General features: G+C 68.5%; 23 protein-coding genes. 3 read left to right on the forward strand and 20 right to left on the reverse strand.

Annotated features, from left to right (window positions below):
- Nucleotides 1–40: 40 nt before the first annotated feature.
- From ABIC65_RS18190 to ABIC65_RS18210, 5 genes are all read right to left on the reverse strand, one after another.
- The gene (locus ABIC65_RS18190; protein WP_354310879.1) at nucleotides 41–754 is read right to left on the reverse strand and encodes an SPOR domain-containing protein; all 714 of its coding nucleotides are present in this window, start codon (nucleotides 752–754) and stop codon (nucleotides 41–43) included.
- 5 nt (nucleotides 755–759) lie between these two features.
- Nucleotides 760–2,484 carry an arginine--tRNA ligase gene (gene argS, locus ABIC65_RS18195; RefSeq protein WP_354310578.1) on the reverse strand — a complete coding sequence of 575 codons (1,725 nt, stop codon included), beginning with the start codon at nucleotides 2,482–2,484 and terminating at the stop codon, nucleotides 760–762.
- A gap of 228 nt (nucleotides 2,485–2,712) precedes the next feature.
- Nucleotides 2,713–3,981 carry a hypothetical protein gene (locus tag ABIC65_RS18200; RefSeq protein ID WP_354310580.1) on the reverse strand — a complete coding sequence of 423 codons (1,269 nt, stop codon included), beginning with the start codon at nucleotides 3,979–3,981 and terminating at the stop codon, nucleotides 2,713–2,715.
- A gap of 225 nt (nucleotides 3,982–4,206) precedes the next feature.
- On the reverse strand, nucleotides 4,207–5,361 hold the full coding sequence (locus tag ABIC65_RS18205; RefSeq protein WP_354310581.1) for a DUF1501 domain-containing protein: 1,155 nt from the start codon (nucleotides 5,359–5,361) through the stop codon (nucleotides 4,207–4,209).
- Nucleotides 5,362–5,365: 4 nt separating this feature from the next.
- Complete coding sequence (locus ABIC65_RS18210) at nucleotides 5,366–6,859, reverse strand: DUF1800 domain-containing protein (RefSeq protein WP_354310583.1); 1,494 nt, start codon at nucleotides 6,857–6,859, stop codon at nucleotides 5,366–5,368.
- 239 nt (nucleotides 6,860–7,098) lie between these two features.
- Here ABIC65_RS18210 and ABIC65_RS18215 point away from each other — a divergent pair, with 239 nt between their 5' ends.
- Nucleotides 7,099–7,380: a hypothetical protein gene (locus tag ABIC65_RS18215; protein WP_093297561.1), complete on the forward strand. Its 282-nt coding sequence runs from the start codon at nucleotides 7,099–7,101 to the stop codon at nucleotides 7,378–7,380.
- A gap of 91 nt (nucleotides 7,381–7,471) precedes the next feature.
- On the opposite strand, the gene ABIC65_RS18220 is transcribed toward ABIC65_RS18215, so the two are convergent.
- Entirely contained in the window at nucleotides 7,472–7,735 is a 264-nt protein-coding gene (locus ABIC65_RS18220) for a hypothetical protein (protein ID WP_354310585.1), read from the reverse strand.
- 261 nt (nucleotides 7,736–7,996) lie between these two features.
- Between ABIC65_RS18220 and ABIC65_RS18225 the strand changes: the two genes are divergently transcribed.
- Entirely contained in the window at nucleotides 7,997–8,812 is an 816-nt protein-coding gene (locus tag ABIC65_RS18225) for a TorF family putative porin (protein ID WP_354310587.1), read from the forward strand.
- An 83-nt stretch (nucleotides 8,813–8,895) separates the two neighbouring features.
- A complete protein-coding gene (locus ABIC65_RS18230) occupies nucleotides 8,896–9,804 on the forward strand; it encodes a hypothetical protein (RefSeq protein WP_354310589.1) in 909 nt (302 codons plus the stop codon).
- Nucleotides 9,805–9,825: 21 nt separating this feature from the next.
- Here the strand turns inward: ABIC65_RS18230 and ABIC65_RS18235 are convergent, their stop codons facing one another.
- The 14 genes from ABIC65_RS18235 to ABIC65_RS18300 all read right to left on the reverse strand — a co-directional run bounded on the left by ABIC65_RS18235 (nucleotide 9,826) and on the right by ABIC65_RS18300 (nucleotide 26,854).
- Nucleotides 9,826–10,992: a deoxyguanosinetriphosphate triphosphohydrolase gene (locus ABIC65_RS18235; RefSeq protein WP_354310590.1), complete on the reverse strand. Its 1,167-nt coding sequence runs from the start codon at nucleotides 10,990–10,992 to the stop codon at nucleotides 9,826–9,828.
- A 38-nt stretch (nucleotides 10,993–11,030) separates the two neighbouring features.
- Nucleotides 11,031–12,815, reverse strand: coding sequence for an SPOR domain-containing protein (locus ABIC65_RS18240; protein WP_354310592.1), 1,785 nt, complete (start codon nucleotides 12,813–12,815; stop codon nucleotides 11,031–11,033).
- Between the two features lie 84 nt (nucleotides 12,816–12,899).
- Nucleotides 12,900–14,375, reverse strand: a complete 1,476-nt coding sequence (gene ftsZ, locus ABIC65_RS18245) for a cell division protein FtsZ (protein ID WP_354310593.1) — start codon at nucleotides 14,373–14,375, stop codon at nucleotides 12,900–12,902.
- Nucleotides 14,376–14,487: 112 nt separating this feature from the next.
- Complete coding sequence (gene ftsA, locus ABIC65_RS18250) at nucleotides 14,488–15,750, reverse strand: cell division protein FtsA (RefSeq protein WP_354310594.1); 1,263 nt, start codon at nucleotides 15,748–15,750, stop codon at nucleotides 14,488–14,490.
- Nucleotides 15,750–16,718, reverse strand: a complete 969-nt coding sequence (locus tag ABIC65_RS18255) for a cell division protein FtsQ/DivIB (protein WP_354310595.1) — start codon at nucleotides 16,716–16,718, stop codon at nucleotides 15,750–15,752. The genes ftsA and ABIC65_RS18255 overlap by 1 nt, the downstream gene beginning before the upstream one ends.
- A complete protein-coding gene (locus tag ABIC65_RS18260; protein WP_354310596.1) occupies nucleotides 16,715–17,638 on the reverse strand; it encodes a D-alanine--D-alanine ligase in 924 nt (307 codons plus the stop codon). Before ABIC65_RS18260 ends, ABIC65_RS18255 begins: the two co-directional genes overlap by 4 nt.
- Nucleotides 17,635–18,126 (reverse strand): DUF4262 domain-containing protein, encoded by a 492-nt coding sequence (locus tag ABIC65_RS18265; protein ID WP_354310597.1) that lies wholly within the window; start codon nucleotides 18,124–18,126, stop codon nucleotides 17,635–17,637. The genes ABIC65_RS18260 and ABIC65_RS18265 overlap by 4 nt, the downstream gene beginning before the upstream one ends.
- Complete coding sequence (murB, locus tag ABIC65_RS18270; protein ID WP_436286752.1) at nucleotides 18,123–19,004, reverse strand: UDP-N-acetylmuramate dehydrogenase; 882 nt, start codon at nucleotides 19,002–19,004, stop codon at nucleotides 18,123–18,125. Before murB ends, ABIC65_RS18265 begins: the two co-directional genes overlap by 4 nt.
- Before the next feature lie 220 nt (nucleotides 19,005–19,224).
- On the reverse strand, nucleotides 19,225–20,637 hold the full coding sequence (gene murC, locus ABIC65_RS18275) for a UDP-N-acetylmuramate--L-alanine ligase (protein ID WP_354310600.1): 1,413 nt from the start codon (nucleotides 20,635–20,637) through the stop codon (nucleotides 19,225–19,227).
- On the reverse strand, nucleotides 20,634–21,788 hold the full coding sequence (murG, locus tag ABIC65_RS18280) for an undecaprenyldiphospho-muramoylpentapeptide beta-N-acetylglucosaminyltransferase (RefSeq protein ID WP_354310601.1): 1,155 nt from the start codon (nucleotides 21,786–21,788) through the stop codon (nucleotides 20,634–20,636). The genes murC and murG overlap by 4 nt, the downstream gene beginning before the upstream one ends.
- Nucleotides 21,785–23,017: an FtsW/RodA/SpoVE family cell cycle protein gene (locus ABIC65_RS18285; protein WP_354310603.1), complete on the reverse strand. Its 1,233-nt coding sequence runs from the start codon at nucleotides 23,015–23,017 to the stop codon at nucleotides 21,785–21,787. Before ABIC65_RS18285 ends, murG begins: the two co-directional genes overlap by 4 nt.
- Nucleotides 23,014–24,411 carry a UDP-N-acetylmuramoyl-L-alanine--D-glutamate ligase gene (murD, locus tag ABIC65_RS18290; protein WP_354310604.1) on the reverse strand — a complete coding sequence of 466 codons (1,398 nt, stop codon included), beginning with the start codon at nucleotides 24,409–24,411 and terminating at the stop codon, nucleotides 23,014–23,016. The genes ABIC65_RS18285 and murD overlap by 4 nt, the downstream gene beginning before the upstream one ends.
- Nucleotides 24,408–25,481 carry a phospho-N-acetylmuramoyl-pentapeptide-transferase gene (gene mraY, locus ABIC65_RS18295; RefSeq protein WP_354310606.1) on the reverse strand — a complete coding sequence of 358 codons (1,074 nt, stop codon included), beginning with the start codon at nucleotides 25,479–25,481 and terminating at the stop codon, nucleotides 24,408–24,410. Before mraY ends, murD begins: the two co-directional genes overlap by 4 nt.
- Nucleotides 25,469–26,854, reverse strand: a complete 1,386-nt coding sequence (locus tag ABIC65_RS18300; RefSeq protein ID WP_354310608.1) for a UDP-N-acetylmuramoyl-tripeptide--D-alanyl-D-alanine ligase — start codon at nucleotides 26,852–26,854, stop codon at nucleotides 25,469–25,471. The genes mraY and ABIC65_RS18300 overlap by 13 nt, the downstream gene beginning before the upstream one ends.
- Nucleotides 26,855–26,896: the final 42 nt, after the last annotated feature.

Genomic DNA, 26,896 nt, shown 5'->3' on the forward strand with positions numbered 1-26,896 from the left:
GCGCAAGGCCTAACCGATCCGGCCGGCCCTGCAACCCCCGTCAGCTCGCGACGAAGCAGTTCTCGCCGGCGACCTTCAGCTTGCCGCAAATCTCGCGCGCCTGGCCATTGCTGCCGGCGTTCACCCGCAGCCGATACACCGTCTTGCCCTCGGGCGTGGCGAAGGGGACCACCAGCTTGCCGAGCGGCGCCAGATAGACGAACCGCTTGGACATCCGCGTCCAGGCGAGATTGGCCGCGCCCTCGCTGGGGAAGGCGCCGAGCTGGACCAGCGCGCCCGCCCCCTCGCCCGCCGCGCTCGCCGCCGCCACCTTGGGGGTGGGCGTCGGCTTGACGATGGTCGGCGCAGGGAGCGCGATCGTCGCGCTGCTGCTTGCCTTGGGGCCGGTCTGCGGCGTCGCGCGCGGCTTCTGCCCCTCGACCGGCGCCTCGGGCAGCGCGCCGACATTGATGCCGGCCTCGCTCGGCCCGCCCTGGCTGGTGCGGAAGACGATGTCGCCCTCGCCGTCGACGCGCATCCCGCCCGGCTGGTCCGGCCGCACCTTGTAGGGCTCGGCCGGCGCCGCGATCAGGGCGCCATTGCCGTCGCGCGAGGCCTGGTGCCGCAGCCAGTAATAGACGCCGCCCGCAGCCCCCAGCACGAGCAGGGCGAGGAAGACCGTGACGAACACGCGGCCCTGCCGCGGCTCCTCATAGGCCTCCTCCACCGTCTCCAGCCAGGGGAGCCGCTCGCTGTCGTCGTACCGGCCGCGCATCGCCGTCACATCTCCTCGACCGCCTCCACGCCCATCAGCGCGAGGCCGTTGCGGATGACCTGCTGCACCGAGCGCCCGAGGAACAGCCGCGCGCGGGTGAGCGCCGGCTGCTCGACCATCAGGAAACGCCGATCGGCAGAGTCGTTGCCCATATTGTAGAGCGCGTGGAATTCCGCCGCCAGATCATAGAGATAGAAGGCGATGCGGTGCGGCTCGCGCGCGCTCGCCGCCGCTTCCACCACGCGCGGGAACTGCGCGGCGAGCTTGGCCACTGCCAGCTCGCGCCCGTCGAGCAGCGACAGGTCCGCATCCTCGGCCAGGCTGATCCCCGCCTCGGCCGCACGACGATGCACCGATGCGACGCGCGCATGGGCGTATTGCACGTAGAAGACCGGGTTTTCCTTGGACGTCTCGAGCACCTTGGCGAAGTCGAAGTCCATCTGGGCATCGGCCTTGCGGGTGAGCATGGTGAAGCGCACCACATCCTTGCCCACTTCGCGCACCACGTCCGCGAGGGTCACGAAATTGCCCGCGCGCTTGGACATCTTCACCGGCTCGCCGGCGCGCAGCAGGCGGACCATCTGGACGAGCTTGACGTCGAAGCGCGTCTCGCCGCCGGTCAGCGCCTGCACCGCGGCGACGATCCGCTTGACCGTGCCGGCATGATCGGCGCCCCAGATGTCGATCAGCTGGTCGGCCGACTGCGCCTTCTGGAAGTGATAGGCGAGATCGGCGCCGAAATAGGTCCACTGGCCGTTCGACTTCTTGATCGGGCGATCCTGGTCATCGCCGAACTGGGTCGAGCGGAACAGCGGCAGCTCCACCGGCTCCCAGTCTTCGGGCGTCTCGCCCTTGGGGGCCTCGAGCACGCCGTCATAGACGAGCCCGCGTTCGCGCAGCCACGCCTCGGCCTGTTCGGGCTTGCCGGCGGCCTGCAGCTCGGCCTCGGACGAGAACAGGTCGTGATGGATGCCGAGCAGCGCCAGATCGTCCTTGATCATGACGAGCATCGCCGCGACCGCGGTCTTGCGGAACAGCGCGAGCCATTCGCTCTCGGGCGCATCGACGTACTTGTCGCCATAGTCGGCGGCGAGCTGCGCGCCGACCGGCTTCAGATAGTCGCCCGGATAGAGCCCCTCGGGGATCTCGATCGTCTCGCCCAGCGCCTCGCGGTAGCGCAGATGCGCCGAGCGGGCGAGCACGTCGACCTGGCCGCCCGCATCGTTGACATAATATTCGCGGATGACCTTGTGGCCGACATATTCGAGCAGGCTCGCCAGCGCATCGCCCACCACCGCGCCGCGGCAATGGCCCATGTGCATCGGGCCCGTCGGGTTGGCCGAGACATATTCGACGTTGACCGTCGTCCCCGCGCCCAGCGACGAGCGGCCATAATCGGCGCCGGCCTGCAGGATCGCGGCGACTTCGCCGCGCCAGCTGTCCTCCTGGAGCGTCATATTGATGAAGCCGGGGCCGGCGACCGACACAGCCGCGACCTCGTCCAGCTTCTCCAGCTCGGCGACCAGCTTTTCGGCGAGCGCGCGCGGATTGGTGCCGGCGGGCTTGGCGAGCACCATCGCGGCATTGGTGGCGAGATCGCCATGGCTCGGATCGCGCGGCGGCTCGACCGTGATCGCGCGTCGCTCCAGCCCCGCAGGCAGATCGCCGGCGAGGACGAGCGCATCCAGGGCCAGATTCAGATGCGCGGCGAAACGAGCATAAAGCGTCATTGAGCAATCCAATGGGGAATGGGAGCGGCGGCTGTAGCGCAGTGGCGCGGCGCCGTCATCCCTATTGGGATGCGGCGGGCGGGACCGTCAGCCAAGCACTTTGAGATACAAGGCTAAGTCAGCGAAAGCCTACACCATCTGACTAGGAGCGAGCAGGAAGCTGAAAATCAGCCATTCACATGCAATGCGGCGCGCTGTCGCCTTCGATGACACGAAGGTCCAAATAAATTACGGATGTCGATTTTCTCGGACAATCTTTTGAAATTCAGCCTCGTCTTCCCACAGCCCGAAAGCTCCCCTCATCGCTCCATGCGCGGCTAGAGTCACCCGAAGACGCTCATCTTCAGATAAGGCCGCCAGTTGCATTTTCACTACTGCGGTACTCTCGACACCGACATTGCTGGTCGGAAAGATTCCCTGCCTCGGCCACTGCAAATCCTCAAGCTGGGTAAGCCCCATTTCGACAATGAACGGCCCATTAACTCCATGATGATCATAAAAGTCCCGGGCTCTTCGAAGAAATCTCAACCAACACTCAACAACGTATACGGTCGCTAAGCCTTTGCCCGCACCTTGCTCGAAGGCAACTCTGCTGTCAAAACCCCACAGCTCACCATTCGCAGCAAACCATTGCGTAGCTGTATCACAGGTTGCCCGATCATTACTTCGATCACGACTATGATACGAGATGACACCTCCGCGGGTCGGCCCGTAGCTTAGTCCATTTCTATCACCTAAGGGCATTATCTTGATGCTACCATCACTCACAACAGCATCTGCACGAAGCCCCGACGGCCACGCATGAGGAAGGACTCTTACGTATGATCGTCCAGCCTCATCAAAGCTTAATCGATCGACTCCGAAAGAATTGCCTGCATTGACATTAGCGACAGCACCTTTGCCAAACCAAACCGAAGGATCATCGACACGCGCCTGAATCCTTTCAGGCCAAACAACTGATTCCGGCGTAGCGGGAGTGACTCGGCGCAGACAGGCCTTTAGCGCATCAGCAAAACTGCGCGTGAGGTTTGCTTCAACACGATCGCGTTCAGTTCGAGAAGCGCCATCCGCGAGCGAGTAGGTGATTGGAGCTCGACGGTGCCGCAGGTCAAATGGCAGGTTCTCCGGACCACACCCACCCCAGGCGTCATTCCAAACGAGTATGACCATCTCAGGCCCGATGGCTTTCTTCGCGTATCCAAGTTCTATGAGTACGTTTGGATTAGCAATCCAGCGACCCTGGTCACTTCGAGCGACAGGAGTCAAATCACCTACAAATACGCATGCATTGTCAATCTTACGGAGAATGCTGTCAGGGATAGAAACCAATCCAGCTTCCCCCTTAGTATCGTGGTCAAGCTCAGCCCGCTCGCTCTCATCTAAGCCCAGCTCGTCACCGACGACAACAAGAGCTTTCTCGAGAGCGCTCTTCACAAAATGGCGAGAAATGATACCGGGCCGATCGCTTTGCCAAGACCAAAACACCTTATTCGCCATTAGGAAATCAACCTCCCGAACCTGCCCACGTCAACCGCAGATAGAGGTCGCACCACACGCCACGATTGTCTACACGCTTTTCCAGCCTTTCCTCGCGTCGGAATGAGGCACAAATCTCGCCGACACGTTTGCTCGCGCTGAACGCACGATACTAACCAAAGCACGTCAAATGCTACTGCTCAGATCGAGTGGACCTTACGAAATCGAATCGGGCTGAAGTTCTATTCAAACCCGCACCAACCCCTCCATCCCCGCCGCCGCCGTCATCTCCGGGAACAGCGCCTTCGCCGTCTGCGCAGCCGCCAGCCCGAAATGCCGCGAGACCGCGCTCGCGATCAGCACGTCGAGCGCGGTGGTGGGCTTGAGATCCCGCCCCTCGTACAGCGCCGCGTCGCCCAGCCCGGGCCAGTCGGCCTGCACCCGGCCGCCCTGCACCGCGCCGCCGAGCAGCATCGCGACCGAGCCGGTGCCGTGATCGGTGCCGCCGGTGCCGTTGGCCTTCACCGTGCGGCCGAACTCGGTCGCCACCACCACCAGCGTATTGTCCCAATGCGGCCCCAGCCCGGTCTTGAGCGCCGCGACCATCGCGTCGAGGCCCTTGAGCTGCCCGCCAAGCCGTCCGCGCTGGCCCGAATGGGTGTCCCAGCCGCCGGTCTCGATCATCGCGATGCGCGCGCCGCCAGGGGCCGAGAGCAGCTTGGCCGCCAGCGTCCCGGTGTCCGCTGCCTTCTTCCCCCCGTCGCTGCCGAGGTCGCCGGTGAGCATCCGCGTCGCCATCGCCTCCTGCCAGAGCGGGTGGAGTTGGCGGTCGCCTTCGTACATCGCCGTCACCCGCGCGAGCAGGTCGTCCGAGGCCTCGGGCAGCGAGGAGGGCGCGTAGCTCGCCACCTCCACCGGGCCGCGCAGCGCCATCGGCACCGCGGCGGCCAGCGCGATCGCCTTGTCGCCGTCGGGCAGCAGCCGCAGCAGCCGGTTCATCCAGCCATCCTTGAGCTGGTAGGCCGAGACGCCGCCGGTCTCTAGCACGTTCTGACCGTCGAAATGCGAACGGTCGCGATAGGGCGAGGCGACGGCGTGGACGAACAGCGCCTGCTTGGCCTGGTAGAGCCCGAGCATGTTCGGCATCGCCGGGTGCAGCGCGAACATCCCGTCGAGCTTGGGCGCGCTGGCGAAGTCGGCGGCGAGGTCGCCGCGCGCGCCGGCATAGGCCGGGTCGCCCACGGGGGCGACGATCCCCAGTCCGTCGGCCGCGCCGCGCTGGATGAGGAAGACGAAACGCCGCTCGGTCGGCGCGGCGGCGAAGGCCATGCGCGCGCCCAGCGGCGAGACCAGCAGCGCGGTGGCGCCGGCGGCGAGCAAGTGGCGACGGTGGAGCATCATGACGCTATCTCCGCAGGAACTCGGGCGCGACGAGCAAGAGCGCGACCCCCTGGCTGTTGCTTTCCGCCCGCGCGATCGCCTGGGCGGTGGCGGGGCTGAGCGCCTCCGGGAACATCGCGGCGGCGCGGGCGCGCGGGTCGATCTGGTCGCGGGTGCGCTGCGCCATCCGCTCGGCGGCCTCCACCCGGCGGAGCACCGCATCGGGTCCGGCCCAGGCGCCAGCGACATCGTCCCAGCCCGCCGGCGAGCCCGGCTTCCACACCGGCTGGCCGAGCTGATTCATCAGCCCCGGCACCGCGTTCGGCTGGAGCTGCTGGGTGCCGACCGCGCGCATCGCCGAGATCGACCATTCCCAAGGCGACTTGAACTTCACCGTCCCCGGCGCCCAGCATTCGGGCGAGGCAATCAGGGTACGATAGAGGCTCGGCAGGTCGCCGCCGGTCTTGCGGAAATTCGCCTCCAGCCGCGCGACCAGCTTGGGCGGCGGATCGTCGCCGGCGAAATGACGGGCGAGCTTGGTGGCGATGTGCCGGGCGGTGGCGGGGTGCGTGGCGAGATGGTCGAGCACCGCCGCCGCCTGCGCCTCGCCCGCCTGCGGCCATTGCTGGCCGAGGATGGTACGCGTACCCGGCTCGTGCATCGCATCGGCGAAGACGAAGTCGCCGGGACGGCCGGTCGCGCCGGTGAACTTCGCCACGGGTCCGCGGCCGAAGCCGGCGACGGTCCATCCGGTCATCGCCCGCGCGAACTCGGTGACGTCGGCCTGGCTATAGCCGGTGCGCACGCCGAGCGTGTGCAGTTCCATGATCTCGCGCGCGAGATTCTCGTTGAGGCCGAGGTTGCGGCGCACGTTGGGCCGGTTGCCCGCGCGCACCGCCAGCGGGCTGTTCGGCCCTACCGACACCGCCTGGTCGAGGAACAGCAGCATCGCCGGATGCCGCTCGACGGCGAACAGCATGTCGCGGAAGCTGCCCATCACATGTGGGCGGATCGCCTCGAACTCGAACGCGCCGGCGAGGTTGGTCACCTCCATCTTGTCGCCCGAGACGGCAAAGTGGTTGGCCCAGAAATGCACCAGCCGCTCGGCAAAGGGCGCGGGCGACTGGAGGGCGGCGAGCGCGCGGGCGGTGACGGCGCCGTTGTAGAGCTCGCGGCTTTGCTGGCCGAACTGCTTGCGCAGCGCCTCTGCCGGATCGTCGCCGGTCTGGACGATCGGCGGTTGCGGCACGAGCGGCGCCATCGCCGCGGCGGGCCTGGACGTCATTGCCGGCGGCGGCGCTGCCGGCTGCGCGGATTTCCGCAACTGCGAAATCTGCTCGCGATAGGCGGCGAATTGCGCGACCAGCGTGCCGCTGCCCGGCTGCCCCGCCATCGGCGGGGGTGCTGCGACATAGCGGTCCAGCTGCTGCGCCAGCCACGCGCGCGGCTCGTCCCCCAGGCTATCGTCCGGGCGCGCACCCAAACCGAAGCGATTCAACGCGATACTCATACCCGCCATCGGCTACACTCCGCTGACTGGTCCCCCTTCTACCGTGCGATTGTCGCAGGAGTTTGCCAGCGGCCAACGGTTCGTCGCATCGGCCAGCCGTTCGTCCCGCCGCCGCACAGTTGCGCGAGGCGCAATCATGACCCCCGCGCTTTGCGGTTGTCGAATCTGCTGCAGCGCAACAAATTGTCTATCAAGAACATACGAAGGATGCCGATCTGGCTCTTTTGGCCCAACGAAGGAGAAAGATCGTGACGCGTTTCACCATCGCACTCGCCGCTACCCTGTTCGCCGCCGCCCCCGCTTTCGCAGCCGACAACGCTGACGCCCGCAGCTTCACCCGTGACGGCGTGACCTACACCTACACCTCGACCACCAAGGGCGATGTGCAGGTCCTGGAAGGCGTCGCCAAGCCGGGCAACCAGAACTTCCGCCTCGTCGTGCGCAACGGCTGGGTCGATGGCAACGCCGCCGGCACCCGCGTGTCGTTCCGCGTGCCCAAGGTGACCAAGGTGCAGGTCGCGTCGCGCTAAGCGACGCCCCGCCGGCTCCCGGAAAAATAAGAACCCCGCGGCCGCCTGGGCGACCGCGGGGTTTTCCGTTCTGGGGGGACGGAACTGAAACTTATTCGCTGGCGCCGACGGTGCTGCTGCCGGTCTCGCGGCGGGCTTCTTCGCTCGGGACCTTGCGGGTGGGCAGATACTGGTGCTTGCCGGCCTGGTGATGCGCCTGGGTGGCGGCGGGCTTATGGTCCTTCATCCGCCAGGTGACGATCTGGCTCTTGCCGGCGGGCATCCAGACCCGCTCATGGGTTTCGTGGAGCGACTGGGCGGCCGCCGGCGCGGCGACCAGGGTCGCAGAAATCAGTGCGATGGTTGCGAGCTTCATGGTGGCAGTCCTCATCGTTGGGAGCATTCTCTCCTGTTCCTCCCATCTACGCACCCGGCGTTGCCTCACACTTGCCTGGCTGTAACGAAATGTTGCGCTGGCTGGGCCTTGCGGCGAGCAACACTTTCTTACAATTGAGCCAAGAAGCGGCAATGCTGCGGCGCGAAGATGGAATATCGGCGCGACAGTCCCGTCCTTGAGAACGGGTCGCCGCGCCGGCGCAGGCTGGAACTTTCACTCGCTACCGAGAGGGAAGTTTCCATGAAGACTCGTGTTGCCGCCGCAGCCCTGCTCGGCCTGTCCGCGCCCGCTTTTGCGCAGGAAACTGCCCCGCCCCCGCCCGTGACCGTATCGGGCAGCGTCGCGCTCGTATCGGACTATCGCTTCCGCGGCGTCTCGCAGACCGACAAGGAAATGGCGATCCAGGGCGGCCTCACCGTCACCCATGAGAGCGGCCTCTACGGGTCGCTCTGGGGTTCCAACCTGTCCGGCTGGGGCACGTTCGGCGGCGCCAACATGGAGCTGGACGTGGTCGGCGGCTACAAGCTGCCGATCGGCGGCGGCGCGGCGCTCGACGTGGGGCTCACCTGGTACATGTATCCGGGCGGCGCCTCCAAGACCGACTTCGCCGAGCCCTATGTCAAGCTCAGCGGCAGCATTGGCCCCGTCTCGGCGCTGGCCGGCGTCGCCTATGCCCCGCCGCAGCAGGCGCTCGGCAACTGGAGCAACACCCCCGAAAGCAGGGACGGCGACAAGGAAGACAATCTCTACATCTGGGGCGATGTCAGCACCGCGGTGCCCAAGACCCCGATCACGCTCAAGGCGCATCTCGGCTATTCGGACGGCAACAAGGGCCTCGGCCCCAACGGCACCAGCGTCGCCCCCACGGGCAGCTATGCCGACTGGCTGGTCGGCGCGGACCTCGCGCTGGGCAAGGTGGTGCTTGGCGTCGCCTATGTCGATACCAGCATCACCAAGCGCGACAGCACGTATCTGCTGCCCAATTTCTCCAGCACCAAGGACGGCTCGACCATCGCGGGCAGCCAGGTGGTGTTCTCGGTGAGCGCGGCGTTCTGACTTCACTCGGGGCTCTCGCGTTCTCGGAGAGCCCCATGGCGGCCACGCTTTACCACCACTCGGGCAACCGATACATCGACGGCATGCGTCGATCCGTATTCGCCATCGCCCTGGCCCTTGCGCTCGCCAGCTGCGGCAGTCCCACGGCCGAAGCGCCCAGCCCTGATGCGACGCAGGCACCAGCACCGCCGCGACCAGGCGCTGACATTGCCTATGCTGCGTGCCGAGCGCGGGCCGTCGGGAATGCGACGGCGCTGGTTGCCTGTGCCGACACCGCGATCGCGGCAGCAGGACGCTCGGTCGATACCCCGCAGGCTGCCGCCGCCTTCCGCGCCGCGCTCCGCAGCCTTGGGGACGAGGCGGCGCAGTCCGGCGGCGAGGCGGCGCGGGTGGCCTTTGCTCACGCCGCAGTAAACGTCGCAGAGCGCCGCGCCGCGCTGCTGTCGGGCGCCGCGCAAGGCGTGATCCCGGCTGCCCCGGTCCGCAGCGAAGATGCCAATTGGGCAAAGAGCCGTGCGACGAGCTGCCATGATCATCCCGTGCCGCACTGTGCCGCGCGCTACGACGCGCTGTTGCCGATGCTCCGCCCCGCCGCGGCAAAGCAGTCGGCATCGGCCAGCGCGGCGCCGGCGATAGGCCTGCCGCTGCCGAGTTGCGCGGCGCTCCAGGCGAGCGGCAAGGTCGGCGGCGCGCTGGTCGACGCCTTTTACGCCCGCTATCCCAAGGCGCTGGCGGGCAGCGACAGCGTGGAGACGGTGCCGCTCGATCCGGCGGGGCTGGACAATGTCGTCCGCTATCTCGTCTGCGTCGCCGGCGCGACCGACTATGATTCCACCGTCGCCGAGAACGGCCTCGCGCTTTTCGCCAGCAAGCGCCACGGCGGCGCCGCGCGGCAATTGCTCGCGGCGCTGGCGCGCAGCCACGATCCGGCCGCCGGGGCTGCCCGCCGTTTCGACACGCAGATCAACGGCTATCTGCAGGGCCCGCGCTGATCGTCCTGCGCCGGCTGGTGCCTAGAACCCCTCGGGCAGGTCGATCGTGCCGCACACTTCGCGGTAGCGCGCGATGGCGTAGCGGTCGGTCATGCCGGCGATGAAGTCGCCGATATGGCGGCTGCGCCAGGGCTCCTCCGCGGGCAGCGCCTCGCGCCATTCCGGCGGCATCAGGCTTGGCTCCGCGGCATAGCCCGCGAACAGTCCCGACACGACCTGCCGCGCCGATGCCGCCGCCGCCAGCTGGCTCGGATGGTGGTACAAGTTCGCGTACATGAACCGCTTGAGCCCGCGCTCGGCATCGCGCATCGCGGGCGAGAAGCCGGCGAGGCAGCGCCCGGCGCGGCGGATATCGTCGACCGTCTCCACGCCCGAGTCCGCAATGCGCGCCTTGGTCTCGCCGATGAAGTCGTTGACCATCAGCCCGATCTGCGAGCGGATCAGCTCGCCGGTCAGCCGCTTCGCGCTCACGCCGGGAAAGCGCGCCTCCACGTCCGCCCAGGCCGCGGCGATCATCGGCACGGCCATGATCTGGTCGAGCGTCAGCAGCCCGGCGCGCAGGCCGTCGTCGATGTCGTGATTGTCATAGGCGATGTCGTCGGCGATCGCCGCGACCTGCGCCTCGAGCGAGGGCCAGCTGTCCAGCTCGAGCGAGAACTCGGCATCGGCGGCGGCGAGCGCCCATTGCGGTTCGTGGATCGGGCCGTTGTGCTTGGCCAGGCCCTCCAGCGTATCCCAGGTCAGGTTCAGCCCGTTCCACATCGGATAGGGGCTGTCGAGCAGGGTCAGCGTGCGCAGCGTATGGCCGTTATGGTCGAACCCGCCCTTCCCCGCCAGCGCCGCCTCCAGCGCATCCTCGCCGGCATGGCCGAAGGGCGGATGGCCGATATCGTGCGCGAGGCACAGCGCCTCGGTGAGATCCTCGTTCAGCCCCAGCGCGCGGGCGATGGCGCGGCCGATCTGCGCGACCTCCAGGCTGTGGGTGAGCCGCACGCGGAAATGGTCGCCGTCGGGCGCCAGGAACACCTGCGTCTTGTGGCGCAGCCGGCGGAAGCTGATCGAGTGGATGATCCGGTCACGGTCGCGCTGGAAGGCGTCGCGCGGGCCGCGGGCGCCGCCCCCGGCCTCGGGATGCAGGCGCCCGCGCGTCTGGCCGGGCATACAGGCCCAGGAGGAAAGCTGTTTCACCCGCGCGCCCTAGCCCAGCCGGACGCCCTTGCGAAGGGTCAAGGCGCGATCTTGGTGACCTTCTGCCCCGCCTCGCTGGTGACGACGAAGGCCGAGACCCCTTCCCCGGCAAGCTTGTTGACGAAGGCCTGCGCCTCGCCGCTGGTCTTGAAGGGCCCCGTGACGATGCGGTTGGTCGCCTTGAACGGCATCCACCAGCCGCCGCGCGCCTTGAGCAGCTTGGGCGACTTGGCCGCGACGCCCTTCCAGGCGCGATCGACCGTCGATTCGTTCGCGCCGCTCGCCACCTGCACCCAGACGCGCTCGGGATCAGCCTTTTTCGGATCCGGCTTCTTGGGCTCGGGCTTCTTGCCCTTGCCCGGCTTGGCATCCTCGTCGTCCGCGGGCTTGGCGCCCTTCCGCGTGCCGGGCTTGGTCGACTTGGCGTCAGTATCCTCTTCGACCCGCGCGCCCTTCTTCGCGCCCGGCTTGACGGGCTTCGCATCGGCCTCGTCCTCTACCTTGGCGCCCTTGCGGGCGCCCGGCTTGGCCGGCTTGGCCTCCTCCTCGTCGGCGACGACCGGCCGCTTGGGCTCGGGCTTGGGACGGACGGTGACGATCGGCTTGGCCGCGACAACCGGCTTCGGCGCGACGGTGCTCGGGCGGGCCGCGGGCGTGCGCTCGCTGGCGGGCACGTCGATATTGGCGATGATCGAGGCGAGCGGCGAATTCGCCGGGGCAACGTAGCGGACCTCGGGCTGCGGCGCCGGGGTCGGCTGGACGATCGGACGGGGCGCCGGGCTCGGCTGCGGGACCGGCGTGGGCCGCCAAGTCGGCTGCGGCGTCGGCGTCGGCTGCGGCGCCACCGGCTGCGGCGCGGGCTGGCTCGGCACGGCGCGGGCGATGGGTGCCACCTCCGCCTTGGCGACCTGCATCGGCGCGGTCTTCGGCGTCGCGGCACCGCGGCGTCCGCGGGTATCGGTGCGCACCGGCGTGGTGGCAGGCGTCACCGGCGTGGTCTGCGCGATCTGCACCGGCGCGGGGCCGGTATAGGCCGGCAGCGACGGCGCCATCCGCGCATCGGCCAGCCGCGCGGGCGTGGCGGTCAGCTCGCCGAAATGCACCGCGAAGGCGCGATCGGCGGGGCCGAGCGTCGCGATCCGGCGGAAGAAGGGCAGCAGGTTCTTCCCCGCCGCGCCCGGCAGCACCGTGCCGGCGATCTTCTCGGCACCCGCGACATCGCCGTTCATCGCCAGGATGAAGGCGCGGTCGCGCCACGCCGCACGGTCCTGGGCGCGGAGCAGCGCGTCGAGCTCGCGCTCGGCCCCTGCCCGATCGCCGCTGATGCCGAGCGACAGCGCATAGCGCCGCACCACGTCGTTCTCGCGCCTGGTCGCCAGTGCCAGCTTGTAGTCGCGCTGGGCGAGCAAGGGCTGGCCGAGCAGGTCATAGGCGAAGCCGCGATCGGCGGCGAACTCGCGCGGATCGACGCCGCGCTGTTCGGCCTGCTGGAACAGCTTCAGCGCCTCGCCCGGCCGACCCTGCCGCACCAGCACCGCGGCGCGGTTGCTGGCGATGCGGGGGTTGGTCGCTTCGATGTCTTCCGCCCGCTGGAGCAGCGCGAGCGCACCCGACAGGTCGCCCAGCCGCGTGCTCAGCCGCGCCGCCGCGACCAGCGCCTCGATATCGCGCGGATTTTCGGCGAGCACGCGCATCTGGGTGGCGAGCGCATCCGCATCGGGATTGTGCGCCTGCACCACTTCGGTCTGCGCGAGCGCCGGATGTGCGCCGAGGAGCAGCGCCGACGCGAACGCGCCGATGCCGAGATGTTTCTTGCTGATCATGGTGGGCTAACCGCTAGTGCCGCGGCGCTGAACCGCCGCTGACGGAGCGAAGGGTGGCCCGGCGAACCGTGCCACCCCTGCGCCTTACTGGTTGTTCTGGCTGCGCAGGAACCGCGGGATGTCGAGCGGATCCTTGTCCTCTTCCTCGGCGGCCTTGGTGCCGCGCGAGGCCGAGGCCATGCGCTCGAACAGCGTGCCGCCGGTCTTGGGACGCGGGCGGGTATCGGCATCCTCGTCGCCGCCGGTCAGCCAGCGACGGCGGCCGGCCGGAGCCTCGGGGGCCGGCGCAGGCGCAGCGGCCGGAGCAGGCGTCGGTGCCGGGACCATCGTGTCGGCACCGAGCAGCAACTCGTCCGAAGCCGGAGCCGGCGGGGTCGGCTCCGGGGCCGGTGCAGGCGCGGCAGCGACCGGCTCGGGCGTCGGCGCGGCGGGAGCCGGCGCTTCCTCGGCGACCGGAGCCGGTGCCGGCTCAGGCGCAGCGACCGGCGCAGGTGCCGCTACCGGCTCCGGCGCAGCGGCCGCGGTGGTGCGGCGCGGGGTGGAGAAGGAAAAGACGCGCGGCTGCTCGGCCGGCGCCGCCGGACGGTTCTCGACATTCGCGTCGATGCCGGTGGCGACCACCGACACGCGGATGCGGCCTTCCAGCTCGGAATTGAACGCCGAACCCCAAATGATGTTCGCGTCCGGATCGACCAGCTCGCGGATATGGTTCGCGGCCTCGTCCACCTCGAGCAGGCGCATGTCCTCGCCGCCGGTGATCGAGACGATCACGCCCTTGGCGCCGTTCATGCTGACGCCGTCGAGCAGCGGGTTGGCGATCGCCTTCTGGGCGGCGATCAGCGCGCGGTCGTCGCCGTCCGCCTCGCCGGTGCCCATCATCGCCTTGCCCATCTCCTGCATCACCGAGCGGACGTCGGCGAAGTCGAGGTTGATCAGGCCGGGCATCACCATCAGGTCGGTGATGCCGCGCACGCCCTGCTGCAGCACCTCGTCGGCCATCTCGAACGCTTCCTTGAAGGTCGTGTTCGCGTTGGCGATCAGGAAGAGGTTCTGGTTCGGGATGACGATCAGCGTATCGACATACTTCTGCAGTTCCTCGATGCCCGCCTCGGCCGACTGCGCGCGGCGCTTGCCTTCGAAGGCGAACGGCTTGGTGACGACGCCGACGGTGAGGATGCCCATCTCGCGCGCCGCCTTGGCGATCACCGGCGCCGCACCCGTGCCGGTGCCGCCGCCCATGCCGGCGGCGATGAAGCACATATGCGCGCCTTCGAGCGACTGCTGGACCTGCTCGATCGTCTCTTCCGCCGCCGCACGGCCGATCTCGGGCCGCGAGCCCGCGCCCAGGCCCTGCGTGATCTTCGCGCCCAGCTGGATGCGCTGCGGGGCGACCGACTGCTTCAGCGCCTGCGCGTCGGTATTGGCGACCAGGAACTCGACGCCCTGCACCTCGGCGCGGATCATGTTGGCGATGGCATTGCCGCCAGCGCCGCCAACCCCGATCACCGCGATCTTCGGCGTCAGTTCGTCCACGTCGGGCGGAAGGAAATCGATACTCATTCTATGGTCTCCCGTGGCAGCGCACGCGCACGCTGCACAGCCTGATATTCTCTGATGCACGAAGCGAAGCGACGACTCCAGCCATCCCTAGCACCCCCACACCCGCTTTTCTTCAATAATTCGCCCGGAATGCCGCGATCAACCGCTGGAAAAGCGCGCCCGGGCTCGCCCGCGTCACCAGCTGGTGCCGGCTGGGCTCCAGCGTGCGCAGGTCGATCGGATCCGCCGCGGCAAACTGGGTGAGTCCGGCCAGTGTCGAGAAGGCCGGGCCGGCATGCGCATTGGGCATGGCGAGCAATCCCCGCGGCCGCCCGACGCGCACCGCATTGCCCAGCGCCTGCTGGGCATAGTCGGCGATTCCCGCCAGCTCTGCGCCGCCGCCGGTCAGCACGATCTGGCGGCCGACCGGCTCCTGGAAGTTGAGCTTCTTCAGCTCCTTCTGGATCTCGGCGACGATGCGCTCCAGCCGCTGGCGGATGACGGTGTTGAGCGCCGCCTTGGTGATGCGCGGCCCTTCGGTGCCCTCGTCCGCGGTAGCCGGCGCGACGTCGATCGTCTCGCGATTGTCGCGCGGGGAAAGATTGGCCGAGCCGTGAAAACACTTGGTCCGCTCCGCCCAGGCGCGCGCGGTGCCGAAGGCGGCAGCGATATCGTCGGTGATGTCGGCCGAGCCCATCGGGATCGACGCCAGCCCCGCCAGTACCCCTTGCGCGAAGACCGATACGTTGGTCACGCCCGCACCGATCTCGACCAGCGCGACACCCAGCTCGCGCTCCTCCTCGGTGAGGCAGGCGAGCCCGGTCGCCACCGGCGCGGCGATGATCGAGCGCACCTCGAGATGCGCCGAGCGGACGCACAGGTCGAGGTTGCGCACCGGCGAACCGTCGGTGGTGACGACGTGCACGTCGACCCCCAGCCGATCGGCATGCAGCCCCAGCGGTCGCTTGACGCCGCCCAGCCCGTCCACCGTGTAGCGCGTCGGCTGCGCGTGGAGCACCATCCGCCCCTGCGGATCGATCGCCCCGCGCCCGGCCTTGAGCAGATCGTCGATATCCGCCTGCTCGACCCTATGGCCACCCAGGTCGGCCTCGACCTTGACGACGCTGGAGACCAGCCCGCCCGCCGAGAAGCTGACCCAGACGTCCTCGATGTTGAACCCTGCGATGCGCTCGGCCTGCTCCACCGCCTCGCGGATGGCGATTTCGGTGGCGTGCATGTCGGCGACATAGCCGCGCTTCACGCCCCGGCTCTCGCGCTGGCCGGTGCCGAGCACGATCAGATTGCCCTCGTCGGTCCGCTGCGCGATCAGCGCCGAGACCTTCGACGATCCCACGTCGAGCGCGGTGATCAACCCCTCGGGTGCTACCTTCGCCATCAACCTTCCCCTGTGCCGGTGCCCGCCGGCGGCGTCGTCGTTGTCGTTGGAGCGGTCGGTGCAGCCGTCGGCGCGGTGGATACCGGCGGCGGCGGCTCGATCACACCCTGCCGGCGCACAACCAACTTGTTTGCGTCGCGCATGTCAAATCCGACATAGCCGCGGCCCAGCAGTCGCTGCGTCCCGTCGATCGCGACGAACTTCTTGAGCGCGGCGATCGCCTCGTCTTCGCCCTCGGGCAGCTGCAGCTTTTCGCCGGAGGTGAAGAACAGGTCCCAGCGCCGGTTGCCCACCCAGCTGGTCGCCTTGACCAGCGACCTGAGGCCCGGTTGCGTCTCCAGCAGATGCTTGCGCGCGGCTTCCTGGGTATTGGCGCCCTCGCCGATCAGCAGCGGCAGATCGGGCATCGCCTCGGGCGAGACCGGCTCGAGCGGCACGCCCGAGGGATCGATCAGCATCAGCTGGCCATGGTTCTGCCAGACCGCGGCGGGGGTCCGCTCCTCGATCGCGATGTGCAGCGTCGACGGCAGGCGGCGCGAGACGCGCGCATCCTTCACCCAGGGGAACTTGAGCAGCCGCTGGCGCACGTCCTCCAGGCTGACCAGCGGCATCGCGCGCGAATCCTGGTCGAGCACCTGCTCGTAGACCGTGGCTCGGTCCATCCGCTTCAAGCCGTCGATCTGGATCTCGTCGACCTTGAGGCCGGCATCGCCCACCGCCTGCGCCACGCCGACGCCGATCATCTGCGGCACGCCGGCGAGGATGCCGACGGTCAACACCACCGCGGCGACCGCTCCGACGATGCTCCAGGTGGTGACCTTGTGCAGCGTCTCGGGGCTGATCGGCAGCCCGGCGATCGCCTGGTCGAGCACGCCCGCCCGCTGCGGCCGGCGCGCGGTGCCGCGCGGCTTCGGCTTCTCGCCGCGCCGGGTGGTCGCGCGCTGCGCTTGGGCGGGCCTGCGGCTCACAATGCCTCCTCGACGATCCGTTGCACGAGACTAGCATAGTCGATGCCCAGATGGCGCGCCTGTTCGGGCACCAGGCTGAGCGGGGTCATGCCGGGCTGGGTGTTGACCTCGAGCAGGAACAGCCCCTCGACGCCCTGGCTGTCGTCCCAGCGGAAATCGGCGCGCGAGGCGCCCTTGCAGCCGAGCAGCCGGTGCGCATCGAGCGCGATCCGCTTGCACGCCTCGGCCACGTCATCGGGGATCTGCGCCGGGAAGACGTGCTCGGTCAGCCCGTCGGTGTACTTCGACTCATAGTCGTAGAAGCCGCTCTTGGGCTTGAGCTCGGTCACGCCCAGCGCCTGGTCGCCCAGCACCGCGGTGGTCAGCTCGCGCCCGCGGATGAAGGGTTCGGCGAGCAGTTCCTCGAACTCCTGCCAGGGGCCGCGGGCATCGGGGTGGATCGGGTTGCCGACATTGCTCTCGGCGGTGACGATCGCGACGCCCACCGACGAGCCCTCGTTGACCGGCTTGAGGACGTACGGACGCGGCAGCGGATCCTGCCGGTACAGTTCCTCGCGCGACACCATCCGCCCGCCGGGCATCGGGATGCCGTGCGGCACCAGCGCTTGCTTGGTCAGCTGCTTGTCGATCGCGATCACCGAGGTCACCATACCGGAGTGGGTATAGCGAATACCCATCAGGTCGAGCATGCCCTGCACGCTGCCATCCTCGCCGGGGGTACCGTGGAGCGCGTTGAACACCACGTCCGGCTTGGCTTCGGCAAGCTTGGCGGCGACGTCGCGATCCAGGTCGATCCGGGTGACGCGGTGGCCGAGGCTCTCCAGCGCCTCCGCGACGCCGCCCCCCGACATCAGCGACACCTCGCGCTCGGCCGACCAGCCGCCCATCAGCACGGCGATGTGGAGGGGTTGGAAGGTCATGCTTTGAAACTCTCTGAACTGAGCGGTGGCTGCAGCGCGCGGACCTGGTCCGACGCATTCTCGTCCCAGGGGAACAGGCCATCCTGCGCACCGGGCCAAACGATCTGATAGGCTGCGTCCATGGCTTCGCCGGTCGTATGGCGGCGAAACCACATCGCCGAATTGAAATAGTCGGGAATGATGTTGCTGCTTGCGACACGCTCCAGCACGCAATCGTGCCCTGCCAGCAGGTCGGAGACAACGAGGCCATCTTCCATCTGCAGGCCATCGCGGCACTGGCGATAGATCGCGTTGATCATTGCAGCGATGAGTTCGCTGGAAAGGCCGAAGACGATCACTTCGGGCTGGCCGATCGTCTCCGGGAAACCCACCGAATAGCCGAACGGCGGCTGTTCGCCTTCCGGGTCCGCCACATAGTTGATGTGGCAGCCGTGATTGCGCACATTGTCGAGGATCCGGCGCTCGTAGTCATTGAGGTCGCGGCTCACTTCGCCACTCCCACGCGCTGAATTTCCCATTCCAGTTCCACGCCCGACTGCGCCTTGACCCGCGCGCGGACGTCCTCCCCCAGCGCCTCGATGTCGGCGCTGGTCGCCTCGCCTAAGTTGAGGAGGAAGTTGCAATGCTTCTCGCTGACCTGCGCGTCGCCGCGGCGCAGGCCCCGGCAGCCGGCCGCATCGACCAGCGCCCAGGCCTTGTGGCCCTCGGGGTTCTTGAAGGTCGAGCCGCCGGTCTTCGAGCGCAGCGGCTGCGATTCCTCGCGCGCGGCGGCGATGCGGTCCATCTCGGCCTGGATCTCGTCCGACGGCTTGGGGAAGCCGCGGAAGGTGGCACTCACCACGATCGCGCCCTCGGGCAGGCTGCTGTGGCGATAGGTGTAGCCGAGATCGGCATTGGCCAGCACGCGGCGCTCACCCGAACGGAGGACGATGTCGCACTCGACGAGGATGTCGCAGGTCTCGCGGCCATAGGCGCCGCCGTTCATCCGCACGAAGCCGCCGACGGTGCCGGGGATCGAGCGCAGGAACTCCACGCCGCCGATGCCCCAGTCGCGCGCCTTGGACGAGACAAGAATGCCCGAGGCCCCGCCGCCGCAGCGCAGGGTGGTCTCGTCGAGCTGCTCGACCGCGGCAAAGGCCTTGCCGAGGCGGATCACCACGCCCGGCACCCCGCCGTCGCGGACGATCATGTTCGAGCCGAGGCCGAGGCCCATCACCGGGGTGGCGGGGTCGAGCGCGGCGAGGAAGGATGCGAGGTCGTCGGCATCGGCCGGCTCGAACAGCCACTCCGCCGCGCCGCCGCTCTTGAACCACACGAGCGGCGCAAGCGGGGCGTTCGGCGTGAGTTTGCCGCGAGGCTGGGGCATGCTCATACGCCGCACTCCAGCACCCAAATTCCTCCCCGGGCGAAGCTCGGGGAGGGGGACCGCCGCCGAAGGCGGTGGTGGAGGGGCCGCGCCGACAGGCGCGGGGTACGCTGTAACGGAAGCCTACCGCCGCTGGCGCGGCGGCCCCTCCACCACGCTGCTGCGCAGCGCGGTCCCCCTCCCCTGCGTTCGCAGGGGAGGAATGGGGTCATCGCCAAGCTCACGCATCCCCCCGCGCAGCCGCAATCGCCGGTGCGAGGCCCGCCGCCCACTTGGTGATGTCGCCCGCCCCCAGGCACACGACCATGTCGCCCTCGCGCACCACGCCGCCGAGCGCGGTCGCCAGCGCCGTCGCATCCGTCGTCGCCGCGACCGCCCGATGCCCGCGGTGCGAGATCTGCTCGACCAGCGCATCGGCATGGACGCCCTCGATCGGCGCCTCGCCCGCCGGATAGACGGGTGCCACATACACCATGTCCGCGTCGTTGAACGCCTGGGCGAACTCGTCCATCAGATTGGCGAGCCGCGAATAACGGTGCGGCTGCACCACCGCGATCACCCGGCCCCGCGTGCTCTCGCGCGCCGCCGCCAGCACCGCGCGGATTTCCACCGGGTGGTGCCCGTAATCGTCGATGATCGAAGCACCCGCGACCTCGCCCACCTTGGTGAAGCGCCGCTTGACCCCGCCGAACTTGGCGAACCCCTGCTGGATCGTCGCATCCGGGATGCCCAGCTCCAGCGCCACGCCGATCGCGGCGAGCGCGTTCTGGACATTGTGGCGGCCGGGCATCGGCAGCTCGATATTCTCGATCGAGCGCGTGCTGCCGTCGCGATGGCGGATGATTGCCTCGAACCGATTGCCCCCGGCATGCGGCGTCACGTTCACCCCGCGCACGTCCGCGCTGGCCGCAAAGCCATAGGTGACGATCCGCCGGTCGCGGACGCGCGGGATGATCGCCTGCACTTCGGGATGATCGAGGCACAGCAAAGCCGCGCCGTAGAAGGGCACATTCTCGACGAACTCGACGAACGCCGCCTTCACCTTCTCGAACGATCCATAATGGTCGAGATGCTCGGGATCGATATTGGTGACGATGGCGAAAGTGCCGTCGAGCCGCAGGAAGCTGCCGTCGCTCTCATCGGCCTCGACCACCATCCAGTCGCCCTCGCCCAATCGCGCGTTGGAGCCGTACTGGTTGATGATCCCGCCGTTGATCACGGTCGGGTCCACCCCGCCGGCATCGAGCAGCGCCGCGACCATCGAGGTGGTCGTCGTCTTGCCGTGGGTGCCCGCCACCGCGATTGTGGACTTCAGCCGCATCAGCTCGGCGAGCATCTCGGCGCGGCGCACCACGGGGATGCGGTTCTGGTAGGCGGCTTCCACTTCCGGGTTGGTGCGGACGATCGCGGTGGAGACCACCACCACCGCCGCGTCGCCCAGATTCTCGGCGGCATGGCCGATGGTGACGGGAATCCCGCGATCGCGCAGCCCCTGCACGACATAGCTGTCGGCGACGTCCGAGCCCTGCACCTTATAGCCGAGATTGTGCATCACCTCGGCGATGCCGGACATGCCGATCCCGCCGATGCCGACGAAGTGAATGGTACCGATGTCGGTGGCGACGCCCTTCATGCGTAAGCTGGCCTTCCGTTCTTGTTTGCCGTCTGCACCTTGCCCACCGGGGCCTTGGGTGCATGGATCGATTCGACGAGGTCCGCCAGGTCGCGCACCGCGTCGGGCCGGCCGACGCCGCGGGCGCGCGCCGCGGCATTCTCCAGCGCCTTGGTGTCGAGCCCCAGCTTCTGCATCTGTTTGGCGAGCTCCTGCGCGGTGAAGGCGCGCTGCGGGATGGTCCGCGCGCCGCCCGCTTCGGTGATCTCGCGCGCGTTCGCCGTCTGGTGGTCGTCGGTGGCGCTGGGCAGCGGCACCAGGATCGCGGGACGCCCGGCGGCGGTCAACTCGGCGATGGTCGAGGCCCCGGCCCGCGCGATCACCAGATGGGCCCAGGCCAGCCGCTCGGGCATGTCGGGCAGATAGGTCGCGACCTCGGCGGGGATCTCGTGTTCCTGGTACTTGGCGCGGACCATCTCGATGTCCTCGATGCGCGCCTGGTGCGTCACCTGCAGCCGCCGCCGGAAGTGCACCGGCAGCAGGGCAAGGCCATCGGGCACCACTTGGCTGAGGATCGAGGCGCCCTGGCTGCCGCCGGTCACCAGCACGCGGAACAGCCCATCTTCCTCGAGCATGGGATAGGGTTTGGCTCTCAGCGCCAGCACCGCCTCGCGCACGGGGTTGCCGGTGAGGTGGGTCTTGGCCTCCCAGCCGGGCTTCATCCGCTCGACCTTGTCGTAGGAGGTGGCGATCGCCGCCACCCGCCCCGCTACCAGCCGGTTGACCCGTCCCAGCACCGCATTCTGCTCGTGGATCACGGTGGGAATACGCGCGCTGAACGCCGCCAGCAGCGCCGGGAAAGCGGGATAGCCGCCAAAGCCGATCACGGCCGCAGGGCGCAGCTGCTTGTACAGCTTCCGCGCCATCGCCCGGCCCGCCATCATCTGCCGCGCCGCCTTCAGGTACCCGATCGGCCCGCCGCCCAGCCGCCCGGCGGGGAGCACATGCGTCTCCACCCCCTCGAACAGGCCGGGAAAGCGCACGCCGCGCTCGTCGCTGACCAGCGCCACCTGATGCCCGCGCCGTGCGAGCTCCACCGCCAAGGCAGCCGCGGGCACCATGTGCCCGCCGGTGCCACCGGCGGCGAGGACGTAACTACGGCGTTCGGTCATGCGGCTTTGCTCCAGCGGCCGGTATAGGGAGACCGCTTCAGATACGGGTTTCGTCGCGTGAAAGCGAGCAGCAGCCCATAGCCGATCGACAGCGCGATCATCGACGAGCCGCCATAGCTGATGAACGGCAGCGTCATGCCCTTCGAAGGCGCGATACCGGTGTTCACCGCCATGTTGATCAGCGCCTGCACCCCGAACTGCGAGGCCAGCCCGGCGGCCGCGAGCAGCCGGAACGGATCCTCCTCGTCGAGCAGCTTCATCAGCACGCGGACGACGATGGCGAGATAGAGCAGCACGATCACCGCGCAGGCGATCAGCCCGAACTCCTCGCCGATCACCGAGAAGATATAGTCGGTATGCGCCTCGGGCAGGCGGAACTTGATCTGGCCGCTGCCCGGCCCCGCGCCGAACAGCCCGCCGGCGGTCAGCGTGTCGTGCGCCATCTCCACCTGGTAGCGATCGGCGAGCGCGGCTTCCTTGGTCGGGAACAGGAAATTGTCGATGCGGGTGCGCGCGGTGCCGTAGAACAGGTACGCCGCGACCACGCCGCCGACCGCCACCCCGCCCAGTCCGGCGATCGCGGCGGGCGAGATGCCGGAGAGCATCAGCAGGATCACCCAGACGGTGCCGAACAGGATCGTCTGGCCGAAGTCCGGCTGGAGCATCAGCAGCACCGCGATCAGCGCGGTGATCGCACCGGTGACCACCATCACCGGCAGCTCCGGATCCTTGGCGCGGAACGACAGGATCCAAGCGGTCGAGACGATGAACAGGGGTTTCAGAAACTCGGACGGCTGGAGATCCGAAATGCCGAGGCTGATCCAGCGCTTGGCGCCGTTCACCTCATGCCCGATGATCGGTAGCAGCATCATCAGCCCGAGGAACACCAGCGCGCCTGCCAGCGACAGCCGCCGCGCTATCGAGGTCGGCAGCATCGAGACGATGATCAGCACCGGCACGCAGATGCACACCCACATCAGCTGCCGCCAGAAATAGTACATCGGCTGGACGATGTGCGCCGCATCCGAATAGCGCCGCGCGGTCGCGGGGGAGGCGGCGGCGACCGCGACCAGCCCGATCGCGATCAGCAGCAGCGGCAGGAAGAGGAGCACCCGGTCCACTTCCCAGAACCACATCCCCGCGCGCGACTTGCTGGCGCGGCTGAGCTGGTTGGAGATGCGCGGTAGGCCGGCGTGCTTCTCTTCCACGTCCCCGGACTGGCGGCTCACCCGAGCGCCTCCACGGCAGCACGGAAGGCATCGCCGCGCGCCTCGAAATCGCGGAACTGGTCGAACGAGGCGCAGGCGGGCGACAGCAGCACCGCCTCGCCCGGCTGGGCGTGGGCGGCAGCGGCGCGGACGGCGGTTTCCAGGGTGCCGGACTGTTCGACGGGCAGTTCGCCCTCCAGCAGGCCAGCGAACAGCGGCCCGGCCTCGCCGATCGTGTAGGCGCGCACGACATGGCCGAAGCCGGGGCGGCACGCCTCCAGGCTGTCAGTCTTGGCGACGCCGCCGAGGATCCAGTGGATGCGCGGGTAGGCCGACAGCGCGGGCGCGGTCGATTCCGGGTTGGTCGCCTTGCTGTCGTTGACGAACAGCACGCCGTTGCGGGTGGCGATCCGCTCCATGCGATGCGGCAGGCCGGGGAAACTCTCGAGGCCCTTGTCGATCGCCGCGCGGTCGATGCCGAGCGCCTCGCAGGCGGCGATCGCGGCGAGCGCGTTCTGGGCGTTGTGCGGGCCCTGCAACGCGGGCCAGCGCGACTGGTCCATGCACACGCCCGGGGCGATCTTGGTCACGTCCTCGCTGCGGCCCGCAAGCGCTACCTGCCGAGCGATGTTGGCCGAGGCGGCGTCGCCGATGCCGATGATGGCGGCGTGGCCCTTCGACTGCATGCCGAACAGCCGCGCTTTTGAGGCGGCATAACCCTCGAAGCCGTCATAGCGGTCGAGATGGTCCGGCGTGATGTTGAGCAGCACCGCCACGTCGCAGTCGAGGCTATGGGTCAGGTCGATCTGGTAGCTCGACAGCTCCAGCACATAGACGCCGCCCGCGGGCAGCGGGTCCTGCCCGAGGATCGGCAGGCCGATATTGCCGCCGAGCCGGGTCGGGATGCCCGCCGTCTCGATGATGTGGTGGATCAGCGCGGTGGTGGTCGACTTGCCATTGGTGCCGGTGATCCCGACGACACGGTGCACGGGGAGATCGGCGCGCGCCTGTGCGAACAGCTCGATGTCACCGATCAGCGGCACGCCGGCCGCGCGGGCATGCGGCGCGATCGGGTGCCGGTTGAGCGGCACGCCGGGGGAGACGACCATGCCCGCGAAACCGGTGAGATCAGCTTCCAGCGGGTCGGCGACCGCGAATAGCCCCTCCTCCTTGGAGGAGGGGTTGGGGTGGAGGGATTCCAGAACGTCGGTTGGTCTCGGTGAGACACTGCCCCACCCCAAACCCCTCCCCTGAAGGGGAGGGGCTTTAGCGAGCGCATCCCGCGCCGCTTCGTTCGAATCCCAGCCCAGCACGCTCGCCCCGCTGGCCACCAGCGCACGCACGGTCGCCGCGCCCGAGCGTGCGAGCCCGAGCACCGCGAAGCGTTTGCCGCGCCAGGCAGGGCTGGTGATCACCGCAGCTTGAGCGTCGCGAGACCGGCCAGCGCCAGCACGAAGGCAATGATCCAGAAGCGGATCACCACCGTCGGCTCCGACCAGCCGAGCTGTTCGAAATGGTGGTGGATCGGCGCCATGCGGAACACCCGCTTGCCGGTGCGCTTGAAGAAGAACACCTGGATGATGACGCTCAGCGCCTCCATCACGAACAGCCCGCCGATGATGCCGAGCACCAGCTCATGGTGCGTGGTGACGGCAATCGTGCCGATCGCCCCGCCCAGCGCGAGACTGCCGGTATCGCCCATGAACACCGCCGCCGGCGGCGCATTGAACCACAGGAAGGCGAGCCCCGCCCCGATCATCGCGCCGCAGAAAATTGCGAGGTCGCCCGCGCCGGGCACGTGCGGGATGCCCAGATAGGTCGCGTAGATCTTGTTGCCCGCCAGGTACGCGATCAGCATGAACGCCATGCCCGCGATCACCACCGGCATCGTCGCCAGGCCGTCGAGCCCGTCGGTCAGGTTCACCGCATTGCCGAACGCCACGATCGTGAACGCCGCGAAGGCGATGTAGAAATAGCCGAGATCCGGATGCACCCAGCTGAGGAACGGCACGTAGAGCTGGGTATTGCCCTCCGCGAAGATGATAATCGCGCTGGCCACGCCGGCGATCAGGAACTCGCCGAGCAGCCGCACCTTGCCCGATACGCCCGCGGTCTTCTGCTTCCGCACCTTGTCGTAATCGTCGAGGAAGCCGATCATGCCGAAGCCGAGCGTCACGAACATGCACGCCCAGACATAGGCATTGCGCAGGTCCATCCAGATCAGCAGCGCCAGCGTCAGGCTGGTCAGGATCATCAGCCCGCCCATCGTCGGCGTGCCGCGCTTGGCGAGGTGGCTCTGCGGACCGTCGTCGCGGATCGGCTGGCCCTTGCCCTGGCGCAGCCGCAGCCAGCCGATGAACTTCGGCCCGATCAGCAATCCGATCAGCAATGCGGTCGCCACCGAACCGCCGGTGCGGAACGACAGGTACCGGAAGAGATTGAGGACGCCGGGAAAACCCAGCTGCTCCGCGATCAGATAGAGCATGATTGCCTTTCCGCCAGCGCCGCGACGATCGTCGCCAGCCGCACGCCGTTCGACCCTTTGATGAGAACCGCATCGCCCGGCGCGAGCGTCGATTCGAGCTCTGCCTTCGCAGCTGCGGCATCGGCCACATGGACGAAATCCAGCCGACCCTCAAGCGCAGCGGCCAGCGGCGCCATCGCCTCGCCCACCAATATGGCACGGCTCACCCCGGCCTCCGCGATCGGATCGGCCAGTTCGGCGTGCAGCGCATCCGAGTGGATGCCCAGCTCGCGCATCTCGCCGAGCACGGCAAGTTTGCGGCCAGGCTCGGCGGCGAGCACCTTCAACGTAGCGCGCATCGAGCTCGGATTGGCGTTGTAGCTTTCGTCGATGACGAGCGCGGTGCCGTCGCCCACCGGTACCGTCATCCGCGCGCCGCGACCGGCCAACCCACCCAGTTCGGCCAGCGCGAGGCCCGCGACTTCGAGGTCGCCGCCCACCGCGTCGACCGCGGCGAGGATCGCCATCGCGTTCGACACCCAATGGTCGCCCGGCTGGGAGATGGTGAAGCTCAGCTCGCGGTTGCCGAAGCGCGCCATCACGAAGGTGCCGCCGCTGCGCGCGCGCATCGTTTCGACCGCGCGATAGTCGGCGCCCTCGCCGAGGCCGAAGGTGACGATCCGAGTCGCATAGGGCCGCGCGGCGTCGAGCAGCCGGTCGCGATAGGGGCTGTCGAACGGCACGATCGCGGTGCCGCCGGCGCCGAGCCCCTGGAAGATCTCGCCCTTGGCATCGGCGATCTTCTCGACGCTGTCGAAAAAGCCGAGATGCGCCGGCGCGATGGCGGTGACGATCGCGACATGCGGCCGCACCAGCCGAGTCAGCTGCGCAAGCTCGCCGGCATGGTTCATGCCCATCTCGAACACGCCGTAGCGGCTTTCGCGCGGCATGCGGGCAAGGCTCAGCGGCACGCCGGTATGGTTGTTGTAGCTTTTCACCGAGCGGTGCGCGCAGCCGGGATCGATCCGGTCGAGCGCGGCGAACAGCGCCTCCTTGGTGCCTGTCTTGCCCACCGAGCCGGTGACGCCGATGATCTTGGCGGCCGAGCGCTTGCGCGAAGCGGCGCCGAGCGCGTCCAGCGCGGCGGTCGTATCGGCGACGCGGACGCTGGGATGGTCGGTCGCATCGGACACTACGGCACCGGCCGCGCCCTGCGCGAAGGCCTGGTCGAGGAAGCGATGCCCGTCGGTGCTCTCGCCCTTCAGCGCAAGGAACAGGTCGCCGGGGCCGACCTCGCGAGAGTCGAAGGCGACGCCGGAGACGGTGAAGTCCGCCGACGCAGTGCCGCCCGTCGCGGCGGCGATTTCGTCAGAGGTCCAAAGTGCGTCGGTCATCTTCACATCCTCCCCTGCAAGGGGAGGTGGCAGCCCGCAGGG

It is taken from the genome of Sphingomonas trueperi (genome assembly GCF_040545665.1).
Classification (GTDB): domain Bacteria; phylum Pseudomonadota; class Alphaproteobacteria; order Sphingomonadales; family Sphingomonadaceae; genus Sphingomonas; species Sphingomonas trueperi_B.